Consider the following 23,217-nt stretch of genomic DNA (forward strand, 5'->3'; position numbering starts at 1 on the left):
TGAACTGAATTTTCTCCTTTTTGCTCTCATAGTTCCACTAATTTAAGATTAAAAATTAAATTTTAACAGTGGCCCTAATTCTGGGGAGTATTATAATTTACTCTGTTGTTTGATTGTTCTCTGTCGTCTTTTAGCCTGCCGCCCATCATCTTTACAATCGCAACCATTGCATCTATATCCATAATCTGCCTGGCACGATTGCTCCGTTCAACATCCATTTGGCCGTGCATACTTCCGGTGATATTATCGCTAGGCTAGCCTAAAATTGACACAAATGCCGAATGTACTATAATTTTTCAAATAGAATTACCGGAGGCTGAACCAAAAATTATCCAGAAGTAAAAAACTTAGTTAACGGTCAAAAACAGACCTGTGGAGTAGCTGAGAAAGTGGATTGGAAGGCATTAGTTTCTGTTAAAAGATACCATTCGGCACCATTTCCATTTCTCAACAGAGGTCTGTGTCACCACAGACCCCTTAACTTTTGGCATCATAACTTCGTGAAGTCCTGTGAGGACACAGAAAAGTTTTGCAGCTATTTTTTTAATATTTCAAGTGCATAGACCATTAAGCGTTCTGTGGGGCGCTATCGATGTGGCTCGTTTGCCATTAGCATCATTCCCAATACCCAAAATACCTCCCCATCCAATAAGCGAAGAGATAATAGCTGCCGCTATCTTCGGATTGGCCGCCAGAACCGGCGTCTAATTGCTTGGGGTTGGTGTTCCATCTTGAAATATTACTTTCTGGAGTAGGGATGGGGCGTGTCGACTGGGCTTTCCCCTGGCGGCTCACCAGCGGATCCTTAGGAAGATCCCATCGGTGGCTGTTTTCCATGGTCCAACTCACCAGATCGAGCGGATACTGCTGTATTTCTTCTAAGGCTATGTCTAGATCGCAGTCTTGGCTGAGCAAGGCACTGGCAAACACATTCCAAACCGGCATATGATCGCCCCGTACGCCATTCCAGCTCCGGGTCAGGCTTTTGACATACAGCTCCCGATTGGGGTCGTTCTGGGTATACCGCAATAAATTGTAATAAGGGAAAAAGTTTAGGATATCATCGGAATGGCTGGTCTCATAAGGTCCAAATTTTTTGGCCTGAACGGCATTTTGTGCATAACCATGTTGGTTGACCAGGTATTGATAATGCTTTTCATACTTCTGATCGCCAGTAAAATGGAGCGCCGTTTTCATAAAAGAAAGGATCTGTAGGGAATTCAGTCCGCGTTCATACATCCAATTGGGCGAGTCGTTGAGCGAATCGGGATGCCAGACTCCCCATCGGGTGGGCTTTCCATCCAGATCGATCAAATAATTATTATTATCGACAATATGGTCGGCAATACGCTGTATCAACAGCTTGGTATTCTCCTTTTGTTCGGTATCCGCTACCAAATCGAAAAAGAGGGGCAAGACGAACAGGTGGCCGGTAATCTCATCGGAACTGGTGTCGTCGAGCCAATACCACTTACCGTCGGCCGACAGATGCCATTTTTTAGGATGGGGTGATTGGGACTCGGTGATCACATCGGTAGCCGAGGCATAGGAGCGTGCCGGATATCCCGACATCCCGGTCACGGTTTCGAGCCTTTCCAGCGCCTCGAAGGTGCGGATGGCATTGGCTTTGGCCTCGCTATCCTTGGTTACCGCATACCTGAAACATTCGGCGGCCAGATAACAGGCCGTCCATAGCCCATCATTATCTTCATTTTGAGAGTAGCTGCTCGATACATCCCCTGGCACTTTTAGTATAGACCGATTAATAAGCCCCCGCCGGTTGTGGCGCAAGGCGATTACCTTTTCGATGCTATCGGCCTTTTGCTCCAGGGTCATAGCGCGCTGCTCTATCTGCACAACACCTGCAGGAGTCGCTATCCATACCCGCAGCGAATCGAGGATCAGGATGTCGTTGATATGGTCGTTGGGTAGCCAGCGTTTCCCCTGATAGTAATGCCATCCTTTATCTTTTTTGATGGCCCCTTTATCCGTACCCATCCAAAGGCTGTTGGCTCCAGAACGAATCATGGTTACGGGCCCATAGGGCAGTCCGTTAGCTCCAGTGGCGACCCAATGGTCGCCGTCTTCAGCTATGCAAGCCACAGAAACCGGACTACTGAAAATTAAATCCTTATTCTGATTCGTAGTGGCTAGGGCGTAGTACTTTTCATCGTTGCCCACCGCCATGATCGTTTCATCCAGATTCACCCATTTTTGACCTTCCCGGCGCCAGAGGCCCTGGGTAGTGGCCACGTACAGCCGATTGGCCGCATCTTTAGCGAAGCTGGTCACCTGCGCTGCTTTAATACCCGGGAAGCGCTTCCAGCTACCTTCCCAAATGTATAGACCGCTGGTAGTACCCAGGAAGAGCCTTTCTGTCCCTTCCCAAAACAAGGAAGTGATGGTTTCTTTTTTTGAAATGGGCGGTTGTTCAACACCTTGCCCATCTTTTTCGGAATGTACCGACTTTGAGGTGGCCAACCATACAGTCCCCTGCATATCCTGGGTAGCCGTAATCCAGCCTGCTCCCTGCTTACTTCTCGACCAAGCGCCATCCACCAAACGAAAAACCCCAGTAGGGGTTACCGCGGTAATGCTCCCTTTCGACACAAAGAGTTTAATTACATTTTTACCCGCTTCCACGGGTAACGGCACCTCTGATTTGATATCCTGAAAAAAAACACCCTTCGACTGGGCCACCGAATTATTTGAGATGAAAAGCCAGGATATCGATAATAGAAAGTAACTAATAAAATAATTTATAAGGCGCATGGTATAAGGTCCAGTATAAGTTCACAAATGATACTGGACTCTTATCTATACGGGCTATCTCGATGGTTCAATTCGGACTCCAAATGGACGGAGATAAACTGTCTGCCTAAAGAACTCTAATAATAGGCCTTAACTGACTCTTTTCCCCTATTTTCGTCTGCACAGCATGGTTCTGCAACATACAGACCGACATTTGATTCATTTCAAATTATCCTCACTCTATTTTTTTCGGACATTTGAATCACGGAATTAAACAATTAATCAATCTACATATCCCATTTTACAAAAAGGGGTATATCTTACAACCATGAAAGATCCTAAACCAACGGTAAGCAAGGCTGCTTCACGAAGAAATTTCCTTAAAAATACGGCCGTAGCCGCCACCTCCTTCTACATCCTCCCTCGTCATGTGCTCGGCGGACCAGGCTTTGTAGCACCCAGCGACAAGCTCAATATAGCCGGTGTAGGCGTGGCCCGTATGGGGCGTTCAAATTTGAAGGCACTATCCTCCGAAAATATTGTGGCTCTTTGTGATGTAGACTTTGCCTATGCCTCGCCCACTTTCGAAGAGTATCCGAAAGCCAAACAGTTTAAAGACTACCGGGTTATGCTCGAGACGATGCATAAGGATATCGATGCTGTCATGATCGCCACGCCCGACCACACCCATGCTACCATAGCCATGGAGGCCCTTCGTTATAAAAAACATCTTTACGTACAAAAACCACTTACCTATACCGTTCATGAAGCCCGGGAACTCGCCAAAGCCGCTAAGAAAGCCAAGGTAGTCACCTCTATGGGTAACCAAGGACATTCTAGCGACGACGCTCGAAAGATTAACGAATGGATATGGGATGGAGCCATTGGAGACGTGCATACCGTTTACGCCTGGACCAACCGCCCAAGCTGGCCTCAGGGAATGCCACGGCCTACTGAAGCCATGGCGATTCCTACTACATTGGACTGGGATTTATTCTCGGGTCCAGCCCCTCTACGAGCCTACCACTCGGCCTACCACCCTTGGAACTGGCGGGGCTTCAGCGATTATGGGATAGGTGCCTTAGGCGATATGGGAGCACATTTACTCGATCACCCCAACTGGGCACTGGACCTAGGGGCACCCATTAGTGTAGAAGCCTCCTGCACGCCCTGGGGCGGTACCAAGGAAGACCCAAATGTTACGTATCCCCTGGCCACCCAAGTAACCTATCAGTTTGCTGCCCGTGGCAAAAGACCCCCCGTAACATTGATTTGGTGCGACGGAGGCATCCTCCCCGCCCACCCCGACGAGCTCCCAGCCGAGGAACTCATGAACCGTGGTGGGGGCGTGATGATGGTAGGCGATAAGGGCAAGCTCATTCATGGCACTTATGGCTCCAAGCCTCGCCTACTGCCCGATACTCGCATGGCCGAATACAAGCAACCCACCCCTACCATCCCCAGAATAGCCACCTCCCACGAAATGGACTGGGTACGGTGCTGCAAAGATGGCAAGGAGCAGCCTCTGTCTAACTTCGACTACTCCGGCCCACTTACCGAAATGATGCTGCTGGGGGTTTTGGCATCACGGTTTATCGGAAAAAAACTCTTTTGGAACTCCCAAGAAATGAAATTTACCAATGCTCCAGAGGCCAACCAATTTGTAACCAGAGAGTATCGTCGGGGATGGGAATTAGGTACCGTTTAAAGTAAGTCTGTAATAAAATGATAAAATTGAAAATATTGATAGTAACGATATGCGCTGCGATGCTGCGCATACAAGTGGCACAGGCCGATATACGCTTACCCAAAATCCTAGGTTCCAATATGGTCCTACAACAGGGCCGTGAAAACTTGCTCTGGGGATGGGCTGATGCCCAAGAGCCGATAACGGTACGTTTTGCTGGCAAAACGCTACAAACCAAAACAGACAAACAGGGAAAATGGAAAATATCCCTTCCATCGATGGAGTACGGAGGACCCTACACGATTCAAATCCAAGGGAAAAATGCCATAGAGCTCACTAATATCCTCATTGGGGAAGTATGGGTATGCTCTGGCCAGTCGAATATGGGTATGTCGGTACGTTCCTCTTTAAACGCACCTCAGGAGATCGCCGAGGCAAACTACCCAAAAATACGACTCTTTGTAGTCCATGGCAAGGCGTCCACTACCCCGGCTGAGGACCTAGAAAATGGGGAATGGGTGGAGTGTTCGCCCACCACCGTAGGAGGTTTTTCGGGAGTCGGCTATTACTTTGGCCGAGAGCTTCATAAAAAGCTTTCAGGCATTCCGATAGGGCTTATTAACAGCTCGGTGGGAGGCACCAATGCCGAAACCTGGATGAATGCCGAAGCCGTAAAGGAAAGTCCGGACCTACAGGAATCGTATAAAAAACTCTCGGCCTTCGACCCTCAAAAAGACCGACAAGAGAAATATGACCGTATCAAGGATTATCTGGGCGAGTTCCCCACCAACGATGCGGGCATGCGCAACGGCAAGGCCCTATACGCAGCCACCGACCTTCAAGATGACGACTGGCCATTGGTACAAGCTCCTACCCCGTGGAATACCCTCATCGATGGAGTAGGCTGGTATCGGAAGGAATTCACCCTCACTGCCGAAGAGGCCAAAGGAGGCATTGCCCTGCACCTCTCCAAACTCGACGACAATGATATCACCTGGCTGAATGGCGTTCAGGTAGGAGCCACCAATTCCAGCGTAGAGGACAGAATCTATGTGGTAGACGCCCCAGGACTAAAGGTAGGCAAAAACCTATTGGCCATCCGAATCGTAGACACTGGCGGTAGCGGCGGAATGAAGGGAAAACCCGAAGAAATGTTCGTCCAAACCGATGCGCAACGGATCGCTTTAGGCGGGAAGTGGAAACATAAAATCACGGAGATACCCGCCAAACTTCTGGAACTCAATGCCAATGAATTCCCTACCCTGCTCTACAATAGCATGATCAACCCATTAACCCCTTATGGTATTCAGGGCGTGGTGTGGTACCAGGGAGAATCCAATACGGCCAACGCAGAGGAATATAGCCGCACCTTTCCCGCCCTTATTAAGGGTTGGCGCCAGCGATGGGGGCAAGGCGACTTCCCCTTTCTGTTCGTCTCATTGGCCAATGTGGGCATCCCTAAACAGGAACCCTCAGAAAGTAACTTTGCAGAACTCCGCGAATCGCAAACCAAAACGCTAAGCCTCCCTAATACAGGGATGGCTCTGGCCATAGATCTGGGGATTCCCCACGACATCCACCCCCCAAACAAGCAGGATGTTGGGAAGCGATTGGCGCTGAATGCTTTGAATAAAACCTACCAAAAAGAGGTCGTTTACTCGGGCCCTATGTACCAGTCCATGAAAATACAGGATAAGAAGGTAAAAATCACCTTCAATATCATGAACAGCGAACTGGTTGTAAAAGACCGATATGGCTATATCCATGGCTTTACCATGGCCGGCAGCGACAAAAAGTTTTATTGGGCACAGGCAAGGCTGATCGATGAGCGTACCGTAGAGGTTACCTGCGACCGGGTGGCCACTCCGGTGGCGGTACGCTACGGCTGGGCCGACAACCCCGACGATGTGAACTTATACAACCAGGCCGGGCTACCTGCCAATCCTTTTAGAACCGACAACTGGGCTAAGACTACTCCCTAAGGCTACCTTTCATACCTTGACCATCCACCCTAGTCCACCATTATTACTTCGGACCTTGGTGGATGGTTAAATATGCCAGACCTATTTTATATTAAAATTCCTGACTACTACCTTTCCTATGAAAAAAAATCAGCTCCTCCCCCTCTTGCTATTCCTGGTGGCGCTTACTGCCTGCCAGACGCAAAAGTCGTCCCGAGCCGGCTTCAATACGCTTACAAAAAAAGAAAGAGCCGCTGGATGGCAACTGCTCTTTGATGGAAAATCCATCGATCTATGGCATGGCTTTCAGAAAAAAGAACTTCCATCGGGATGGCAGGTCGAAGACCACTGCCTCACCCGAGTAGCCAAAGGGGGTGACTTGGCTACCAACGAAACCTTTAAGAACTTTGAACTTACCTTGGAATGGAAAATCTCGGAAGCAGGCAATAGCGGTATATTTTTCCATGTTTCGGAGGATCCCAAGTACCACCGTGCCTATTCGACAGGCCCTGAAATGCAGATCCTCGACGACGACAAACACCCCGACGCCAAAGATCCTATACGTCAGGCCGGTGCTACCTATAACCTACTGGCCGTATCCCAACCGGCTGTAAACCCGGTAGGGACTTTCAACAAGGTGCGTATCAAGGTAGTAGACGGTCATGTTCAAAATTGGCTTAACGACAAAAAAGTAGGCGACTATCAGCTGTTAAGCCCGGAATGGGAAAAGCTAGTACGAGAGGGCCGCTGGGCTTCTTCGCCAGACTATGGCCGGATCGGGTCAGGACCTATTGTTCTCCAAGATCATGACGACAAGGTATGGTTCCGTAACATCAAGATTCGCCGACTGTAAAGGTCGTCTTCTTGGGTTCCTCGATTGGTATCGTGTATTCTTCTTTTAATATAAAGGCCTTAGAATAATGTAATTCCAAGGCCTTTATATTTTTAATAACAACCCATGTACCACCTTACTCCGGATAATACATGGCATCAGCTTCAGAAGCCCCATTGCTTGTGCGGCGAAATGGCTCCCCAGGCTTAGGATCCCATTGCAGCCAACTATCTGGATCAGTAGATACGGGAAAGCTCAAAATACTTTGTCCATTCTTATTTTGGGCAGAAACGGCATATTCGTAGAGGATACCCTCTGAGAGTTCGTCGGTATAGTGACGGTCTGAGCCGGAATACAACAGTTCGAACCGATTAGCCCCCCGTTTTCTCCGATATAGTTTATACGTATTACAACCCAACACTTGTCCCCAAGAAAGTACAACTCGGTTATTTGAAATACCTAGTTTGAGCCCATCGGGGAAATGGGGCTTTTCTTTAAGAAAATAAACCGGGTATGCCGGTGTGGATTCACTATGGTGATCGGCATTGAAAGCAATAATACGCGCATGTACCTTACTATGGGCATCGGGAGCCGATAGGGAATAGGTCGTCTTGGCGGTTTCACCCACTGTTTGCCAGGTTTTACACCCATCAAGGCTCATTTCTATTCTGTACTTAGAAGCCCCTGCTGCCTCGGTAAACATTAATTGAACTTTTCGATGGTCGTTTTCTGAGGCCATGATTTGCGGACGTGCTGGTATGGGTAGGCCGCTAGTCAATTGCCAGCTATGGGGCCCTGCCGGGAAATCCACCGAAAAGCCATGCCCTTCTATTTTGAAGGACTCCCTTCGACCATCGATATACAGCTTTAGATTTGGAGGTATGGCTGCCGTCCACTCCAGGGTGATTGTCGCCTTGGTGGGGCTATAAAACCTGCCGTCCATTTCCTGATGGTCTTTAAGGGATACACTGACCCCTGCATCAGGATCGCTGGTGAGGACACGGAAATCCCCATTCCCTATATATTTCCCATGAAACAGGGCCATTTCTTGTCGTCCATCTCTATGTTTTCTAATAAAACCGGCAGTCCCCAAAAATCGATACGTTTCCCCTCGGGCCTGCATCTCCTGGTCACTTCTAAAAATAAGATCCGTTTGGTTCGATGGGGTTTCGATCTGGCAGCCAAAGGTTGTGGGTACCACTTTAAATCCCTTTTTATGGGATACAAAAACCATAAAATCCCCCATCCCATCGTACCATACCCCCTTAGACTCTGCACCTGTTAACTGCGTTTTATTGATCTTACCCTTTCCGGTCCCTACCCTGATTACTTCAATATTGGGTAGCTCCTCATCGGGATGAGTAAACCAGGAGAAGCGCCCTCCAATATTATTGTTATAAACATCGTCGTAGGTAATAAAGTAATCCTTATCGATCAGCATAACACTCCTACTCTGGTAATCGGGCCAGGCATAGGCGCTGGTTTCGGAGGAGGTAATTTCCGTAAATTGGCCCACCCCGAAGTCGTATAAAGGCCTGTGTAGGACGTTTTGTCCTATTGACTTGAAGTGACCATCTTTAAATACCCCAAAGTTGGTCATCAGGTCCGTATCTTGAAGCCTTCGATCGCCCACATCCTCGCGTCCGTTATGACTATACGATTTGCCGCCTGCATAAAAGTAGATACCTCCGGTACCCCCTTCGGCGGGTACTCCCCAGCGGTAGTTGGGACCTGGATCTATCTGGCTCAAATGCACCGACAGTTCATCTGGCGTATCTACTCCAGCGCGCAATATAGTCCCATAACCAGTCAATTTGATACTTTTAAAGTCGGGCTTGGTTCCGGTGTCATACCCTTCTTGAGGGTACATTAGTTCCCGAAATGCTTCGGGCTTATTGGCAAATGCCTCTTGGTCATCGTCGGTAGGCTTTGAAACATATCGTAGATTTTCGCCCAATACAGGATCATAATGATCTAAGAGGGTACCCATCATCCATAAAGAGCTGGCCGCTTTTCGGCGGGCAGAATGTGCTCCTTGAGGCGGGTGGACTCTACGACTCCCTTCGCCCTGCGTGACGATTCCCCAAAAATGATGATCCAATCCTCCATCTTTGTTTCTATAAAAATCGAGAGATTCCCCGTCATAGGGAGCCGAAAGTGAATTTAATATCCAGTTGCCAATGGATGCCGTTTGTGAACCTGCCATCCGATTTTTGGCCGCCTCCGTCTGATTCAACAAGAATGTAGACCGAATGGTAGGACGCAAAAAGGCCCATACATACGTCCCCAAGTTTTCGGTCCATCGCCCTCCCGTGGCATTCCAGGCCTCTACGGTGGGTCGGGTATGGTAGTGGGTGTTAAGGTCCACATACTTTTCAAACAAATCGGCCCAATTTTCAGCTTCAGGGTGTTTTGGGAATTGAAAGGCCGCTAAGGCGGGTATCGACTTAACGTCGGCCAAGAAATTTGGATGCCCACTGAGCATATGTTTCATCGGCATATACGCTTCGTCGGCCGCTACATAGGCATGAAACAGGAACATAGCCGTCACCCTCCGTCGTTCTTCAGGTGTCAAGGAAGGGTAAAACCGATTCAACCCATCTATCCACTTTTCGGTAAATTGGCGGGCAGGAACGGGCCCATAGCCGCTATTTTGCCGGGTACCACTAAAGGGTAATTCCGAAATGTAATAATTGGAAAGAAAATCCTTCACAAACGAAGCACTCGATTTGAGCTTTCCGTCTTTAAAAATGACCGGGGCCGCTACCGAAGAATCGGGATAGGTTAAGGTCCAATCTTTAATTTTGTCCAAATGAATGGTACCGAATCGGTTTTGGAGGAAGGCATTATAGGATAATTGCGAAATTTCGGCCTTATACGTAAAGCCCAATGGATGTTGCTGGGGCTTGTTTAACGCTTCCAAACCGTTCATATAATCGATATCCTGCTGGTGGGCGTAACAACTCAGCCCTAAGGACCTACTCCCTTCTGACAGGGGCAGATCCCAGGAGAGTAGCCCATTCCGATAGTAAAAACTGACGTTAAGCAACTTAGCCGAATGCCAGATGCTATAATCCTTATCGTCCCATCGGGAGAGGTCCTCGGCAAAAACACCCAATGATTGCCCCCCTCGGGCATCCCAAAACAGGGTGGAGGTGATGGTCCGTTCGGCGGGCCAGGGTTCGAAATTACCTATTTCGAAGGGGATTTTCCCCTCCTCCCCATCGGGCATAATGCCATGGTGGAAACTTAATTTGGTTTGATCGATCCGTTCCCAGACAAAACGACCAAAACCTGGACTCGCCCCGTAAGTCTGAGCCTGTGGGCTATCGCCTTGGCTCGTAATGGTCCCTGGCTGGCCAAATGGATGATTGGGAGCTTGTCGATGGGTAGGATTAAATCCTTTCCATACCATCGACCATTTTACCTTTTCTTTGGGTGCTATACCCGACATCTCCTCTACTAGTTCGACGAAGTCATAATCTTGAACGCACTTGATGGTCGCCTGATAGGTAGCGCTGTCCGAAAAGGTATAGGTTACCTGGTAGGTGGTAAACACGGGTCCCGATGCTAACCTTTCCGTTTGAATATTGATCAGTTTTTTTGTTCCAGAATTGAATTCCGAATTACCCATAGCCTCCCGTCCCGACTGAGATACCTGTATAACAGGCCCAGGAACATTTCCCTGAGCAGGTAAGGACGACGGAATTCGAACAGTCAGTTTACTAGTTTGTATTACGATAGTCTCCTGTTGCTGCTGTTCTGTAATAGGAGTAAATGCCTGGTTACCCTTTTCTAATACAAACGTCTTGGTGGTGCCTGAGGGCAAGTCACTCAAAAAACTTAAGGTAACAAGATACCGTCCATCGGCCGTTGTTCTGGCATTAGAGAACTGAAAGGGCACTTCTTGATTCTTTTCTTGGTGTACCAGTTTAAAATCCTGTGAATTTATTGGCCCGTCAAACTGAACCTGGTAGTTTAAAAGCGTGGTGGGCCACCAGTAAAAGGCATGGTGCAGATGATCTTGTAAGACAAAAATCGCCTGCCCGTTTTGGAAACGGACAGGCGAAGCATTGGCCCACAAGGTTGTAAAGTTCAGTACTAAAATACTGATCAGCCATCCGTATTTAAGTTTTTTTACCAATACTTTCATTTATTTATGTTTAGGAATAGTCGATTGTTGTACATTATTTCATGAGTTCACCTACTAGCAGAACGGAGTTCAGATATAAGCCCCAACCGGCATAGTCGGCGGGATCGGTGATGGTAATATTCTTTTTCTTTAAAATCTCTGCCTTATCAAACTCCTTTCCGGTAGCTCGGAAAGTCACCTCATGCACTCCATCGGAAAGGTCCTGAACGAAAAAGGTACTCTTCCGATAAGACTTACAATATTGGTCGAAACGAAATATTTCGGAAGGTTTCTGCCCGTCGGCCGTCACCTCTATTAGGCCCGTTTTGGGACCTACTACATCATAAATCCCCAATATACTCCCTTTAAACTTGACAGTAAAGCTGGCACCGGGTGGATTGGCATGGAACAAATCGGGCATAAACTTGACAAATTTCTGTCTCAGTTCATTTTCGCTAGACAACTTCTCCCATCCATCGCTCAGCTGGAACTCAGATAAGGGGATCATCTGCGCCAATTCCCAATTGTCTTTTTCTACCGGCAATGGTAGCGTGTGGGCCTTAGAGGCCGCATGACCCTCCATTTTTTGCATAAACTTAATCACCGAGTTCGCATAGATCGGATGCCCCGTCAGCGACAAAGGGTGGGTTCTATCTTGGGTAAACACCACTTTCCCGGGATGCTCCTCTGGGTTACCAGTAAATATAAGTTTACCAGCCTCGAGCAATCGAACGACCTCTACCCCCATATGGATGGAAGGAATCTGATAATGCTCGGCAATTCGCTCCATCGCAATCGCCGAATGCTGATAGGCTCCTTTCTGCATCGTTTCCACCACATTTTGAGCTATGGTGTACGTAAAACAAATGTCGGCAGCAGGAAACTGTTTCCAAGTTTTGCGGACAATGCCCTCCATTGTTTTACGGATTTCTTGCTCCGTTCGCCCGTAATCATTGACCGCGAATTCCACAAAAACGAGGTCGGGCTGCTGACTTAATACGTCCTTGTCCATTCTAAAAACCCCCAGATCGGAGCCAGTGCCTCCTATAGTGGCATCTATCTGCACGAAAGGGGTAAGCGGGTACTGCGACCGAAACCAGTTAAAAGTTAAGTCTCTCCAGCCGTCTCGGGCTTCGGTAATACTACCTCCGATATACGCAATCCGAACTTCCTTCCCAGTACCGATTTTTTTAAAGAAATTGGGTAGGCCTCCCCGAATATGGAATTCCTCTAGGCCATCCAGGGTATTGGAAGCTGCAAAGGTAGGAGTCGATGCGCCAAATAGAAGGACAGCCAGAGCAATAAATATGTTTTTCATAAATATATTTAACGATAATTAAGACCGCTTTTAAGTTTCATTCCGAACCGATTCTACCCACCTTGACCAGTGAGCCAAGATCGGTAGAATCGTATCGATATCCTTAATAGCCTGGATTTTGTTTTAGCACCCCCTGCATTTTATCAATCTCGGTTTGTGGCAAGGGAAACAACAACCAGTTTTCATTGGCATCATGACCTATGGCTTTTAAGGCATCCACAGCCATTTCCGTTCTAACAAGGTCGAACCAACGTACACATTCGAACATCAGCTCACTGCGTCGTTCTTTTTGCATGGCCACTCTGAATTGGCTCAAGTCGGTAATGGCCAACTCCTCGAGCCCAGCCCGTGTCCTAACCTGATTCAATATCTCCAGGGATTTTGCAGGAACGGCCCCATCGACTTCGGCCAATACTTCGGCATACATTAACAGTACATCCGTATAGCGTTGTACAGGAAAATCCATTCCCGATTCGGTCGATGCACGGTCATAGCCATAGTCGAACTTGGTATTATTAAGGGCCTCAATGGTAGCACCTACGAGGGTAGTATATTCCTGGGCAATATTGAAATCTCTTCGAATATCTCCTGATTCAAAAGATTCATATACCCCATTTTCAAATAGCGGATTACCTCCATAAGTCGGATTAAACTGACGCTGATATTGGGTACTTTCTCCTACTCCTCCAATTTTGAATTTTGCCCCAAGGATTATTTCTGCTCCCCCTTCATTCTCTAAGGTAAAGATTTCTTCATAGGTGGGCGAGAATATAAATTGACCACTGTTAATCACGTCTTCCAATAGTGGCTTGGCATCCGCCCAATGATTTTCTTTCAACGGATAGCCGCTCATAGTCATATATGCCCTGGAGAGCTCCACTTCAGCGGCATATTTGGTAAGCCGTCCTTGCTCTGCACTCGTAAGAGAGGTAGGCAATGAGGCGATTGCTGCGGTCAAATCCATCGTTATTTGCGCATATACCTCTTTGGTCGGCGTTCTTCCAATTTCCAAGGCTTCACTAGTCGATACTTCCTTGGTAATCAACGGAACATCACCATAAATACGGACCAAGGCAAAATACGCATAAGCCCTGAAAAATTGTGCCTCACCCTTAATTCTGGCCTTCACTCCTTCATCCATTTCTACGGCATCTATCCGATCCAATATGATGTTGGAATAGGTAATCATCCGATACATGGTATTCCACATGGTAGCGGTAGTATTGGACTGAAACGTGTTATTACTAATTTCGGCATAGGAGTACTGAATATGCGTATAGGTATCTCCTCGGAACTCGTTATACTCCGTCCACATGGTAGAGTGTACGGACTGAAAGACATTATAAACCCCCACGATGGCCGTTTCAAAGTCCTTTTCTGACTGATAAAACGAGTTGATATTGGCTGAAGATATGGGGCTTAAGTCAATAAAATCTTCTTTACAAGCCGTCTGGCTTAGTCCCATTGCCACCGCAATGAGCAGGATATATTTTTTCATAATAATTTCGGATTTAGATTAAAAACTGAGATTCAAGCCCAAAATAAACGTACGGGCCAAAGGATACGATCCATAGTCACCACCAGGTGCTAGTGGATTTCCACTTCGGGCATTTACTTCTGGATTGTAGCCTACGTCATAATGATCCTTCGTCAGCAGGTTTTCCCCGGTAAGGTAGATCCTGATGCCGCCAGATTTTATTTTCTGAGCCACCGCTTTTGGCACGTTATAACCCAGTGAAACATTTTTGATCCTCCAGAAGCCTCCATCGTACAGATGCCGGGTAGTATACTGAGAGCTAGCTCCAGTTACCAGTTCAGAGGCCGCGGGTGTGGTACCGTCGCCGGGCTCTTCAGGAGATCTCCAACGATTCACCCAATTTTTATAATGGTTTTTCTGGCTATCCGATGGACCGTTAAACTCCCTTCCAATATCATTGAAGATTTTATTTCCTCCAAGGCCGTAGATCAACACGCTCAAGTCGAATCCGGCATAAGAGAACCGGTTGGTAACCCCAAAATAATACTTAGGCTGATTCTGACCTACTATGGCCCGGTCGTCGATATTAACAACCCCATCCTCATTGGTATCCTTAATGATCACATCGCCCGGCTGGGATCCTGCCCAACTCGGATTATCGGCAATTTCCTGGGCAGTATTGAAAATACCATCCTGAACCAACATATAATAGGCTCCGATCGGGTTACCTACTTGGGTGATATTTACCTGTCCCCACCAGTCACCACCTATGATTGGAGCGTTTCCAGGACCCAGCTCGAGTACTTTGTTTTTATTAAAAGACAAATTGACATTCGTACTCCAGTTAAATTTACCGACAATATTCTTGGTAGCCAATTCAAACTCCCAACCTTTATTTTCTACCCGACCAAGGTTTCTCAGTTCAGAGGTATAACCTGTCGTGCTAGGTACCGGTACATTCAGTAGCATGTCCTTGGTTTGATTGTTATAATAATCTACAGAGGCATAAATTCTGTTTTGTAATAGACCAAAATCGATACCAATATCGGTACTGGTGGTTGTTTCCCAACTCAGGTTACGGTTGGAAATAGAGGAAGGATACATCCCCACCGTCAGGGTTTCATCGGTTCCAAACAAATAAGACGATTGCCCCAATAATCCAATGGATCCATAATTAGGAATATTATTGTTCCCGGTAGTTCCGCGGCTGGCTCGCAATTTAAGGTCGCTGATAACGGCTATCGATTTCATAAACTCTTCTTCAGACACCCTCCAACCGGCAGAAACAGCAGGGAACCAGCCCCATTTGTTATCGGACCCAAAACGGGAACTCCCATCGCGGCGTAGACTCGCACTCAACAAATACTTATTATTGAAGGAGTAGTTGACACGCCCTAGGAAGGACATCAGCGACCAATCGCTCTCTTGGGTATACCCTTGAGTAATGGCTCCAGCGGCATTCAGCGTAGGTACTAGGTCGTTGGCGTAGTTCTCCCCTTTCAAATAGCCCGATTGGTCATTTTGATACTGGGTCGTAAACCCAGCCAGGGCATTAATGGAATGTTTGGTGGCGATGGTGGTAGAGTAGTTAAGAATATTCTCATTCAGCCAGTTCACACTAGTCGTATTCCAGCTATAGCCAACCGGAGCCCGGGTACGAGAAATAATTTGATTTTCGAAACGATCACGTTTGGTGCTGATGTAATTAGCACCGAAACTGGTTTTAAAGCTCAAGCCTTTGGCTAGTTTTACGTTAGCAAACACATTCGCTAACATCTGCCCTCTGGTCTCTTTATCGATCAGATTTTCTATTCGCGAGACCACATTGGATCCACCATCCCAAGACACTGCATAATCGGTGTACTCCGGAGACTCGCCCCATACCCCAGTTCGGATGGGTAAAAATGGATTAGCATAGAGGATGGTGTGAAGTACTCCTCCTTTGCCTTCCGTATCGCGGTCGTTACCGATCGAATAGGAAGGAGTAAGGTTCAGTCCTATATTTAAAAAATCGTTGACATCTACCGACACATTGGTTCTAAAAGAATAGCGGGTATAATCGGTATTTTTAACAATCCCATCTTGTTTAAAATAATCGGCCGAAACCAAATATTTGGCCTTTTCACTTCCCCCCGAGGCGGTAATCTGGAAGTCGGTCATAGGAGCCGCTTGAAACGGCCATTCCTGATGGTTGTAATAAGGCATACTTCCTGGATCGGTTTTCCAAATGGGGTCGTACTGATAGTTTCTTGGGCGATCGGCCATGGGAGCATTGGGGTCCCCACCGGTTTTGGCCCAAGCACGATCGCGCCCATCCACCAACATCGATAGCCATTCGGAGGTGTTCATCATAGGGATTAATCGTTCCACATTCTGAATACCGGCATAGGTTTTCACTTCCAATTTCAGGTCGCCCGATTTACCTTGTTTGGTGGTGATTATAACCACCCCATTGGAGCCTCGCGATCCATAAATGGAAGCGGAGGCAGCATCTTTTAATACCTCGATAGATTCTATATCGCTCAAATTCATATTTGAAAATGTGGTCGCATCTATCGGATACCCGTCTACTACATATAAGGGATTCGACCCTGCCGATATGGATCCAATTCCACGTACTTTAATTTCAGCACCTTTACCCGGTCGGCCGCTAGGCTGCTGCACTTGTACCCCAGCTAGCTGCCCTTGCAGGGCTTGGTCTACCCGGGCCACGGGGCGTACTTCGAGGTCTTCACCACCGATTTTGGCGATGGCACTGGTCACGTCGCTTTTGCGCTGGGTACCGTATCCCACCACCACTACCTCTTCAAGAGACTTGATGTCTACTTCAAGATTCACATCGATTACCGACTTCCCCCCGACGGTAATCTCTTGGCTTTTGAAGCCAATATAAGAGAATACCAAAATGCTGTTTTCATTAGGAACATTTATGGTATAGGCTCCTTCTACATCGGTAACCGATGCCTCAACCGATCCTTTTACGAGCACCGTCACTCCAGGCAAGGAGGTCCCATCTGCCTTCGAAATCACGGTCCCCCTTACCGCCCCTTGTCCATAGGCCATATAGCAGCCGAAAAGCATCATCATTATTACCTGAAATACCTGCCAGGACTGGCGATACCAGAACCGTTTTTTCTGAATTAAGTATAGTTTATTTGTCATAATCTAGAGTAGTTTAATACCTGTTAAATGTTCATTCTCTTCGATCATGCAAATATGACTCTAGATAGAAATTATAGCAATCCATTATGTTGCAAATGGATGTCTCTATGTTGCAAAAGCTTAAAAATGTGAGAATACAAGGAGTTTTTAAGGTTTTTCGAAACCAAAACGCTCCACAAATGATATGTCACCTTACGCCTACATTCATTCTAAAAAAAGCAATAAACCACGGAATTAATACCTATTTGAGCAGCTAGCCTAATTCAAAAATACTGAGGCCAGTTTCTAGAAAAGACAGCCCTTGTACGACTCCGCATCCATGGCTCTTTATTACGGACTCGCAAAGGAGCATTGCAACAACCAGACACGTGTTTGGCTCATCTCCTTAATCCAATTTAATAATTCCATAATACATTTACCTGTTCGATTTTTAGTAAGAAATACGTTTAAAATGCTTGTTCCTAATAACGCCTGAGCACAGATGAGACCATCTCTATAAAATGATTTTCAACCAACCTAATTGAAGAAATGCTCAAAAAAACAACCCTATTCCTATCCTTAAGTTTTTTTTGTTTCCTTGGGGGTTACGCCCAAGATCTATCCAGTTTTGAAAATCGAAGGCAGTGGCTCTTGAAAGGACTGGATGGTACGGAACTGTCGACGGGTGGTACCACCAAAGGCAAGCATGTACTGCCCAAGGCCATCGCCCGGCTGTATAATAACCCCAATGACCCCGAAGCATTGGACTACATAGCGAATATTCTGCATCAGCCCACACAGAATATGTTCGATTTCCCCGGAGTAGCCTTGGCCTTGGGAAAATACAGGGATCTGTTTTCACCCGCCCAAATCGCCACCCTAAAGAAAGACCTAGAGCGCCTTGCCAAGTCCGACAAAAAGGACGGGGAGGGATTCCTAGGGCATGGAACCGAAAACCATGCTACGATGATGTGGACCAGTGCCTACCTTTTTGCTCAATATTTCCCCGACGCCCAATGGGTCAACGGAATGACCAGCGCCGAACTAATGGCCGATATGAAGGAACGACTACGTAAGACCTTCAAAAATGTATATACCAAAGGGTATACCGAATACCTTTCCACTACTTACGAAGTGGTGATGAACTTCCCAGTAGCCATATTATATGAATTCGCCGAAGATCCGGAAACGAAAGCGATTGCAGAGGCTTTTCTGCTCTACAAATGGTCCTTGCAATCGACCAACCACTTCGAAGGGCTGACCATGGCTCCATATAGCCGGATGAACACCCAAGAGGACTACCTACCCACCGACTCCTATGTTTCGGCCACCCTTTACCAAAACTGGCTCTATTGGGGCTGGGGGCCTCACACGCAGTCGGTCAAGCTAGAACATTTCGAACAATATCCCGAGACCAGCTATACCATTTATGTAGCTCTATCCAATGTCTTTCCGGATCCCATCTTTTTCAGATTGGGGGGCAGCCAGAGTGAGCCCTCTACCATGAGGTCGTCGGCCTCTACTTTCGGGCACTTTGCCGGGGAACGCGCCAGACCCCATATGATGATGCGGAATGTATATCGCGACAAGCTGTTTGCGATTGGTACCGGGAACTTCAGATGGTATCCCGGTGGCGACTATGCCGATCATGATACTAACGGTTTCAATATCGTGTGGCACAGCACCGATCGGTTCAATTATATCAATTGCTATCATCCGTATTGGAACAGTGATGGGGACGTCGAAAACCGAGCTCCCGACATCTGGAACCATGGTAGTATATCCCCTTTTCAGCAGACCGCTCATTACCAAAGTACCGTCATCACCCTTTTCAATATTCCTGAGAAAGATCCGTGGGTCAATACCCCCAGCAAGGACAAATGGCTTTGGAGAGATGCCCATGCCGATAATTTATTAAAAAGAGGCATGCTACGCTACCCGAAGTCGGTGGATGAAAAACAGGAAACCAAAGGTTGGATCTTCTTGAGAGAAGGTGATGTATTCATTGGCATTAAGCCCCTGAAGCCCTATTATATACAGACCGACTTAAAAGGCCCTAGCGTGGATGGCTTTAATATCGTAAAAAGCGACGCAGCTAAAACAGGATTTATATTTGAACTGGGCTCGGCCGAGGAGTCGGGCAGCTTCAAAAACTTCCAAAAGAAGCTCACCTCGAAGAAAATATCGGTAGACTGGGAAGAAATGACCGTAGCGTATAAGAATTTAACGGATCATAATATACGAATAAAATTCAACCCAGGACTGGCGGTGGATGCGGACGGTCTGGCTCGCTCGGTGCCTACCGTATGGGTAAACGGCAAAGAGGACATTCCTTATAGCGAATGGCCCATGATAAAAAGCCCCCACATCGACATGGACAATAGCTTACTGAAGATCGACGGCGAGAAGTCGACGATCCGAGTAGACTGGAATGGCGATTTACCCAAAATCACAAGAAAAGATTCCTGAGAAACCCGAAGTTCTAAATAAGCCCAGACATTGAAATGGCTAGGCTCACTAGTCAAGAAATTTATTCCTAAACCTACCCTTGCCTCATCCATGTATTTGGATGGGGCATTTTTTATTGCTGACCCACACGGGGCTACCATTAGGATTTTCTATAGATTCGTTATCAAATATCGATAAGTCCCTTCCACCAAATCAGAAACCATAATGCTGGTTATGCTGGCTCCAGCTACCAACAGGCCCGTGGACTCAAGGGCAAAAAGGAAGGATAATACATGTTTAAAGATGTATGGTCCTTCCTTTTGCTTTCACCCAGCTAGCCTGATTATTTAGCTATCAGAATCTTTTTAGCAAAGTGGATGTGATTTTGACTCCTTACCTGAAGGACATAGATCCCCTCGCCAAGGCTCCTCAAATCGAGGGTCATTTCATCATTATCAACCTGTAATGTTTTTAGCTTCTGGCCAGCTGCATTGCTAATAACAATTTGCTCATCGCCATATAATCCAGATATGGATACCCTGTCATTTGCAGGATTAGGGAAGACCTTCACCTCCAACGCGCTCTGTATTTCGACAGAGGAGACCCTGCTGTAAGCATAGCTATCATCAAAGTCCACTTGTTTCAGACGATAATAATTCATACCAGAGTAGGGACGCTTATCGGTGTACTCATAGTTTGTCTGTACAAAACTATTTCCTCTTTCATCGACACTGCTAACGAAGGCGATAGTCTCCCAATGCTTGGCATCGGTGCTCCGTTCTACGGAAAAGCCCTTGCTGTTTTGTTCTGAAGCCGTGCTCCATTCTAGGATACTCGCATTCTCCCCATTGTTTTTGGCCTCGAACGATATAAGTCTCACCGGTAAGGCACAGGTTCTGGTCACCTGCACAATGTCTGAACTCGTACAACCTCCTTCCGGCGTGGTGATCTGCCAAGCAAACTCATAGTTCCCCTCCTCACTAAGTCCTGAAACGGTGGTGGAATTACTGTTTGAGTTAGCAAATACAGGGGTGGCCCCTGATGGAGCGGAAGATACCGTCCACTGCCCGGTGCCTACGCCAGGCGAATTCCCGATCAGGGATACAGACTCGGGACATAGGATCGACTGATCGCTTCCCGCATTGGCGTTAATTAGGTTTTCGACCGTTATCGTAAACTCTGAAGTCAAGGAAGTACCGGAATCTGCATATTCCAATTCAAGATAGGGGCCAACATTAGAATTTAGAGGTACCGCAGTGATCCTAAACCGATAGTCTCCAGCCTTATTAAAATTCCCAATGACGGTAGAAGTACTCGTTAAGGAGCGTAAGTTGTTCGTAGAATAAGTCGGAGTAGCCGCTCCGGCCGGGGAAGAAATTAGTGTAAAATCATAACGGCCAACAAAATCCTGAAAATAAGAACTATTCACGACTCCTTGATAAACCGCTGGTAGCGGAACCGTTGCCGAAATGGCCCCAGTTCCTGGATAGCAAATACTCAAGTCGTCGACGGTTACATCTGGTCTGTTTCCATCAGAAACATGAATATAATATCGCTGAGGTCTTATACAAGATGTGCCGTTGTGGGAGGTCTCGACCGAGAATTCGTAAGTCCCTACCTGCCACCCTCCTGCTGGAGGAGTCACCACCGCTTCCCGTTGGTAAGTGCCCGCTCCTAAGACACTAACACTCGTCGCCCCACCAGGAGGTATCATACCCGACTGATGCACATTGGACACTGTCGAGCTTGGCTCTTGTGGATCTATTTCAAAATAAAAGCTTTCGGGTGCCGTACTCCCTATCTTCGCACTACTATGAAACTCTCCGCCAGTATTTGAGCCGGTATATATTACCAGTTGATCGGGATGTGCCGCCAAGGCAAAATTGACAGGCAGTGGGGTGAAACCCGAAACGTCATAAGTGATAGGGGGAGTGGTATAAGTTCCACAGGCATTACTGACGGTCAAGGTAAAACTATATGGCCCCGTAACATCGATACCGTCAAAATAAATTCGATCCTCGCCAGTCCCTTTCAATGAAATATTCCCTCCCGCTGGCTGACTAATGGTTGTTAATGTTACTGTAGTCCCATAGGCTGGATTACCTGCGGTCTCGTTTTCAAGAGTAACAAAACGAGGCCCAGTAGACCCAAAAAACACGTAATAACTATTGGCCCCAACTGGGGTGGAAACACAATGACTGGTATTCAACCTTGGTTCGATCATCGGGTTAGGGATGAACCTAACGACCTTGCTATCTTCATAACTACATACTCCATCGTTAGAAGTGATTTTTAAAGTCACATAATAGGCGGGATCTATATCGTGATCGGCCTTCTTGATCAACGAAAATACGGGATCGGCAATGGTGGGATCACTAAAAGTAGAATTGGTAGACACCGTAGTGTTATACCGCTGTTTACTATAGATATTAACCGCCGTCCATACACCGGTATATCCAGGTGGAATTACCCCTCCCAAATTCGTAGAACCTACGGTAGCGCATACATTGGTAATATCGGGCCCAGCCGTGAAGCTGGCCGGCCGAGGGTGGGCGGTAATGGTCACTTGAGAGGAAACCACTTCACCCCCTACACAAGTTTGGCTAATCTCGAATACATAGTCTCCATCCGTAGTCATCCCGGTGATATCGGTGACGAAAGTATTAGGAGACACGATGGTGGGTGTTACAGGTCCCGACACAAAGGTCCAGGTAGGGTTTCCTGTACGTTCTCCCACAGTGGCACCCGTCAAGGTAGTGGTAGAACCACAAACAATGGCATTTCCCCCGGCATTTATGGAACAGGAAGTCTGTGCCATTGCCGTACCATATAATAGCGTCGTTAACAAGAGCAATAAATAAAAATATTGCCTTTTCAAATTGGTAAATGTGTTCATAGAATTTGCGTTTAGAAGGATTTCAGAAAATTACCGATGCGTAATGGTATGATTGGGGCCAGCAAGGCTTACCCTAGCGGGTTGGACGAAGGTGCTATCCCAGCCCTGGGGAGGCCCATTGAGTAGTAATAAGGAACAGTCCTTTGCTTCAATAGGAAGGAAATGGGATTAGGACGGAAGCTTTTGCACTTGACCGATGTCTAACCGATCGAACTTGCCCTCTACATTCTCGTGAAACTTAAAGTACACTTTAAAAGTCCCCCAGCTTCCGGCATTAAAATCACCATAGATATCCTTGCCATCATTTTCTACTTTATCGATATGGAGGAACTTTTCGTGGCCCAATGCATTGGAGAAAAAGGCTTTAAAGTCCTTCTGATTTCCGTCATCCGTCATAACAGGCTTTTCGGTAAAGTAGGAGTACCAAGCTTCGTCGCCGGACTGCAAGGCTGCGATGGCCTTGGCTACATTTTTATTACTGATCAATGAGAGATTCATAGAGTTGTTGTCGATATTAAAAAAGAATTTAATGGATTTAGAAGGCCCTTAAAACCTGATGACCGAATTGACGAGC

Annotated in this window: 11 protein-coding genes; 4 read left to right on the forward strand and 7 right to left on the reverse strand. The window is 47.0% G+C overall.

The genetic code is table 11. The features are described 5' to 3' along the window. Positions 1-615: 615 nt before the first annotated feature. Positions 616-2,772 carry a ligand-binding sensor domain-containing protein gene (locus tag CLV98_RS15855; protein ID WP_229203414.1) on the reverse strand — a complete coding sequence of 719 codons (2,157 nt, stop codon included), beginning with the start codon at positions 2,770-2,772 and terminating at the stop codon, positions 616-618. Between the two features lie 307 nt (positions 2,773-3,079). Here CLV98_RS15855 and CLV98_RS15860 point away from each other — a divergent pair, with 307 nt between their 5' ends. The 3 genes from CLV98_RS15860 (at position 3,080) to CLV98_RS15870 (ending at position 7,252) form a co-directional block, all read left to right on the forward strand. Continuing rightward, a complete protein-coding gene (locus CLV98_RS15860) occupies positions 3,080-4,459 on the forward strand; it encodes a Gfo/Idh/MocA family oxidoreductase (RefSeq protein ID WP_109675684.1) in 1,380 nt (459 codons plus the stop codon). 26 nt (positions 4,460-4,485) lie between these two features. Then, the gene (locus tag CLV98_RS15865) at positions 4,486-6,420 is read left to right on the forward strand and encodes a sialate O-acetylesterase (protein ID WP_158281278.1); all 1,935 of its coding nucleotides are present in this window, start codon (positions 4,486-4,488) and stop codon (positions 6,418-6,420) included. A 118-nt stretch (positions 6,421-6,538) separates the two neighbouring features. Continuing rightward, positions 6,539-7,252 carry a 3-keto-disaccharide hydrolase gene (locus tag CLV98_RS15870; protein WP_109675688.1) on the forward strand — a complete coding sequence of 238 codons (714 nt, stop codon included), beginning with the start codon at positions 6,539-6,541 and terminating at the stop codon, positions 7,250-7,252. Positions 7,253-7,367: 115 nt separating this feature from the next. On the opposite strand, the gene CLV98_RS15875 is transcribed toward CLV98_RS15870, so the two are convergent. The 4 genes from CLV98_RS15875 to CLV98_RS15890 form a co-directional block, all read right to left on the reverse strand. After that, positions 7,368-11,384: a fibronectin type III domain-containing protein gene (locus CLV98_RS15875; protein WP_109675690.1), complete on the reverse strand. Its 4,017-nt coding sequence runs from the start codon at positions 11,382-11,384 to the stop codon at positions 7,368-7,370. 34 nt (positions 11,385-11,418) lie between these two features. Next, positions 11,419-12,681: an SGNH/GDSL hydrolase family protein gene (locus CLV98_RS15880; protein ID WP_109675692.1), complete on the reverse strand. Its 1,263-nt coding sequence runs from the start codon at positions 12,679-12,681 to the stop codon at positions 11,419-11,421. A gap of 103 nt (positions 12,682-12,784) precedes the next feature. Beyond that, positions 12,785-14,179 (reverse strand): RagB/SusD family nutrient uptake outer membrane protein, encoded by a 1,395-nt coding sequence (locus CLV98_RS15885; RefSeq protein ID WP_109675694.1) that lies wholly within the window; start codon positions 14,177-14,179, stop codon positions 12,785-12,787. Positions 14,180-14,197: 18 nt separating this feature from the next. Continuing rightward, positions 14,198-17,320 (reverse strand): SusC/RagA family TonB-linked outer membrane protein, encoded by a 3,123-nt coding sequence (locus CLV98_RS15890; protein ID WP_109675696.1) that lies wholly within the window; start codon positions 17,318-17,320, stop codon positions 14,198-14,200. Positions 17,321-17,848: 528 nt separating this feature from the next. On the opposite strand from CLV98_RS15890, the gene CLV98_RS15895 reads away from it, so the two are divergent. Next, positions 17,849-19,768 (forward strand): hypothetical protein, encoded by a 1,920-nt coding sequence (locus CLV98_RS15895; RefSeq protein ID WP_109675698.1) that lies wholly within the window; start codon positions 17,849-17,851, stop codon positions 19,766-19,768. A gap of 322 nt (positions 19,769-20,090) precedes the next feature. Here the strand turns inward: CLV98_RS15895 and CLV98_RS15900 are convergent, their stop codons facing one another. Further along, a complete protein-coding gene (locus CLV98_RS15900; RefSeq protein WP_109675700.1) occupies positions 20,091-22,643 on the reverse strand; it encodes a T9SS type A sorting domain-containing protein in 2,553 nt (850 codons plus the stop codon). Between the two features lie 168 nt (positions 22,644-22,811). Then, positions 22,812-23,141 carry a hypothetical protein gene (locus CLV98_RS15905; RefSeq protein WP_109675702.1) on the reverse strand — a complete coding sequence of 110 codons (330 nt, stop codon included), beginning with the start codon at positions 23,139-23,141 and terminating at the stop codon, positions 22,812-22,814. Positions 23,142-23,217 lie beyond the last annotated feature (76 nt).

It is taken from the genome of Dyadobacter jejuensis (assembly GCF_003149085.1).
Taxonomy (GTDB): Bacteria; Bacteroidota; Bacteroidia; order Cytophagales; family Spirosomataceae; genus Dyadobacter; species Dyadobacter jejuensis.

Bases quoted from the DNA above. Each gene is read 5' to 3' on its own strand.
- CLV98_RS15855 (WP_229203414.1), bottom strand. From the start codon at position 2,772: ATGCGCCTTATAAATTATTTTATTAGTTACTTTCTATTATCGATATCC.
- CLV98_RS15860 (WP_109675684.1), top strand. From the start codon at position 3,080: ATGAAAGATCCTAAACCAACGGTAAGCAAGGCTGCTTCACGAAGAAAT.
- CLV98_RS15870 (WP_109675688.1), top strand. From the start codon at position 6,539: ATGAAAAAAAATCAGCTCCTCCCCCTCTTGCTATTCCTGGTGGCGCTT.
- CLV98_RS15875 (WP_109675690.1), bottom strand. From the start codon at position 11,384: ATGAAAGTATTGGTAAAAAAACTTAAATACGGATGGCTGATCAGTATT.
- CLV98_RS15880 (WP_109675692.1), bottom strand. From the start codon at position 12,681: ATGAAAAACATATTTATTGCTCTGGCTGTCCTTCTATTTGGCGCATCG.
- CLV98_RS15885 (WP_109675694.1), bottom strand. From the start codon at position 14,179: ATGAAAAAATATATCCTGCTCATTGCGGTGGCAATGGGACTAAGCCAG.
- CLV98_RS15890 (WP_109675696.1), bottom strand. From the start codon at position 17,320: ATGACAAATAAACTATACTTAATTCAGAAAAAACGGTTCTGGTATCGC.
- CLV98_RS15895 (WP_109675698.1), top strand. From the start codon at position 17,849: ATGCTCAAAAAAACAACCCTATTCCTATCCTTAAGTTTTTTTTGTTTC.
- CLV98_RS15900 (WP_109675700.1), bottom strand. From the start codon at position 22,643: ATGAACACATTTACCAATTTGAAAAGGCAATATTTTTATTTATTGCTC.
- CLV98_RS15905 (WP_109675702.1), bottom strand. From the start codon at position 23,141: ATGAATCTCTCATTGATCAGTAATAAAAATGTAGCCAAGGCCATCGCA.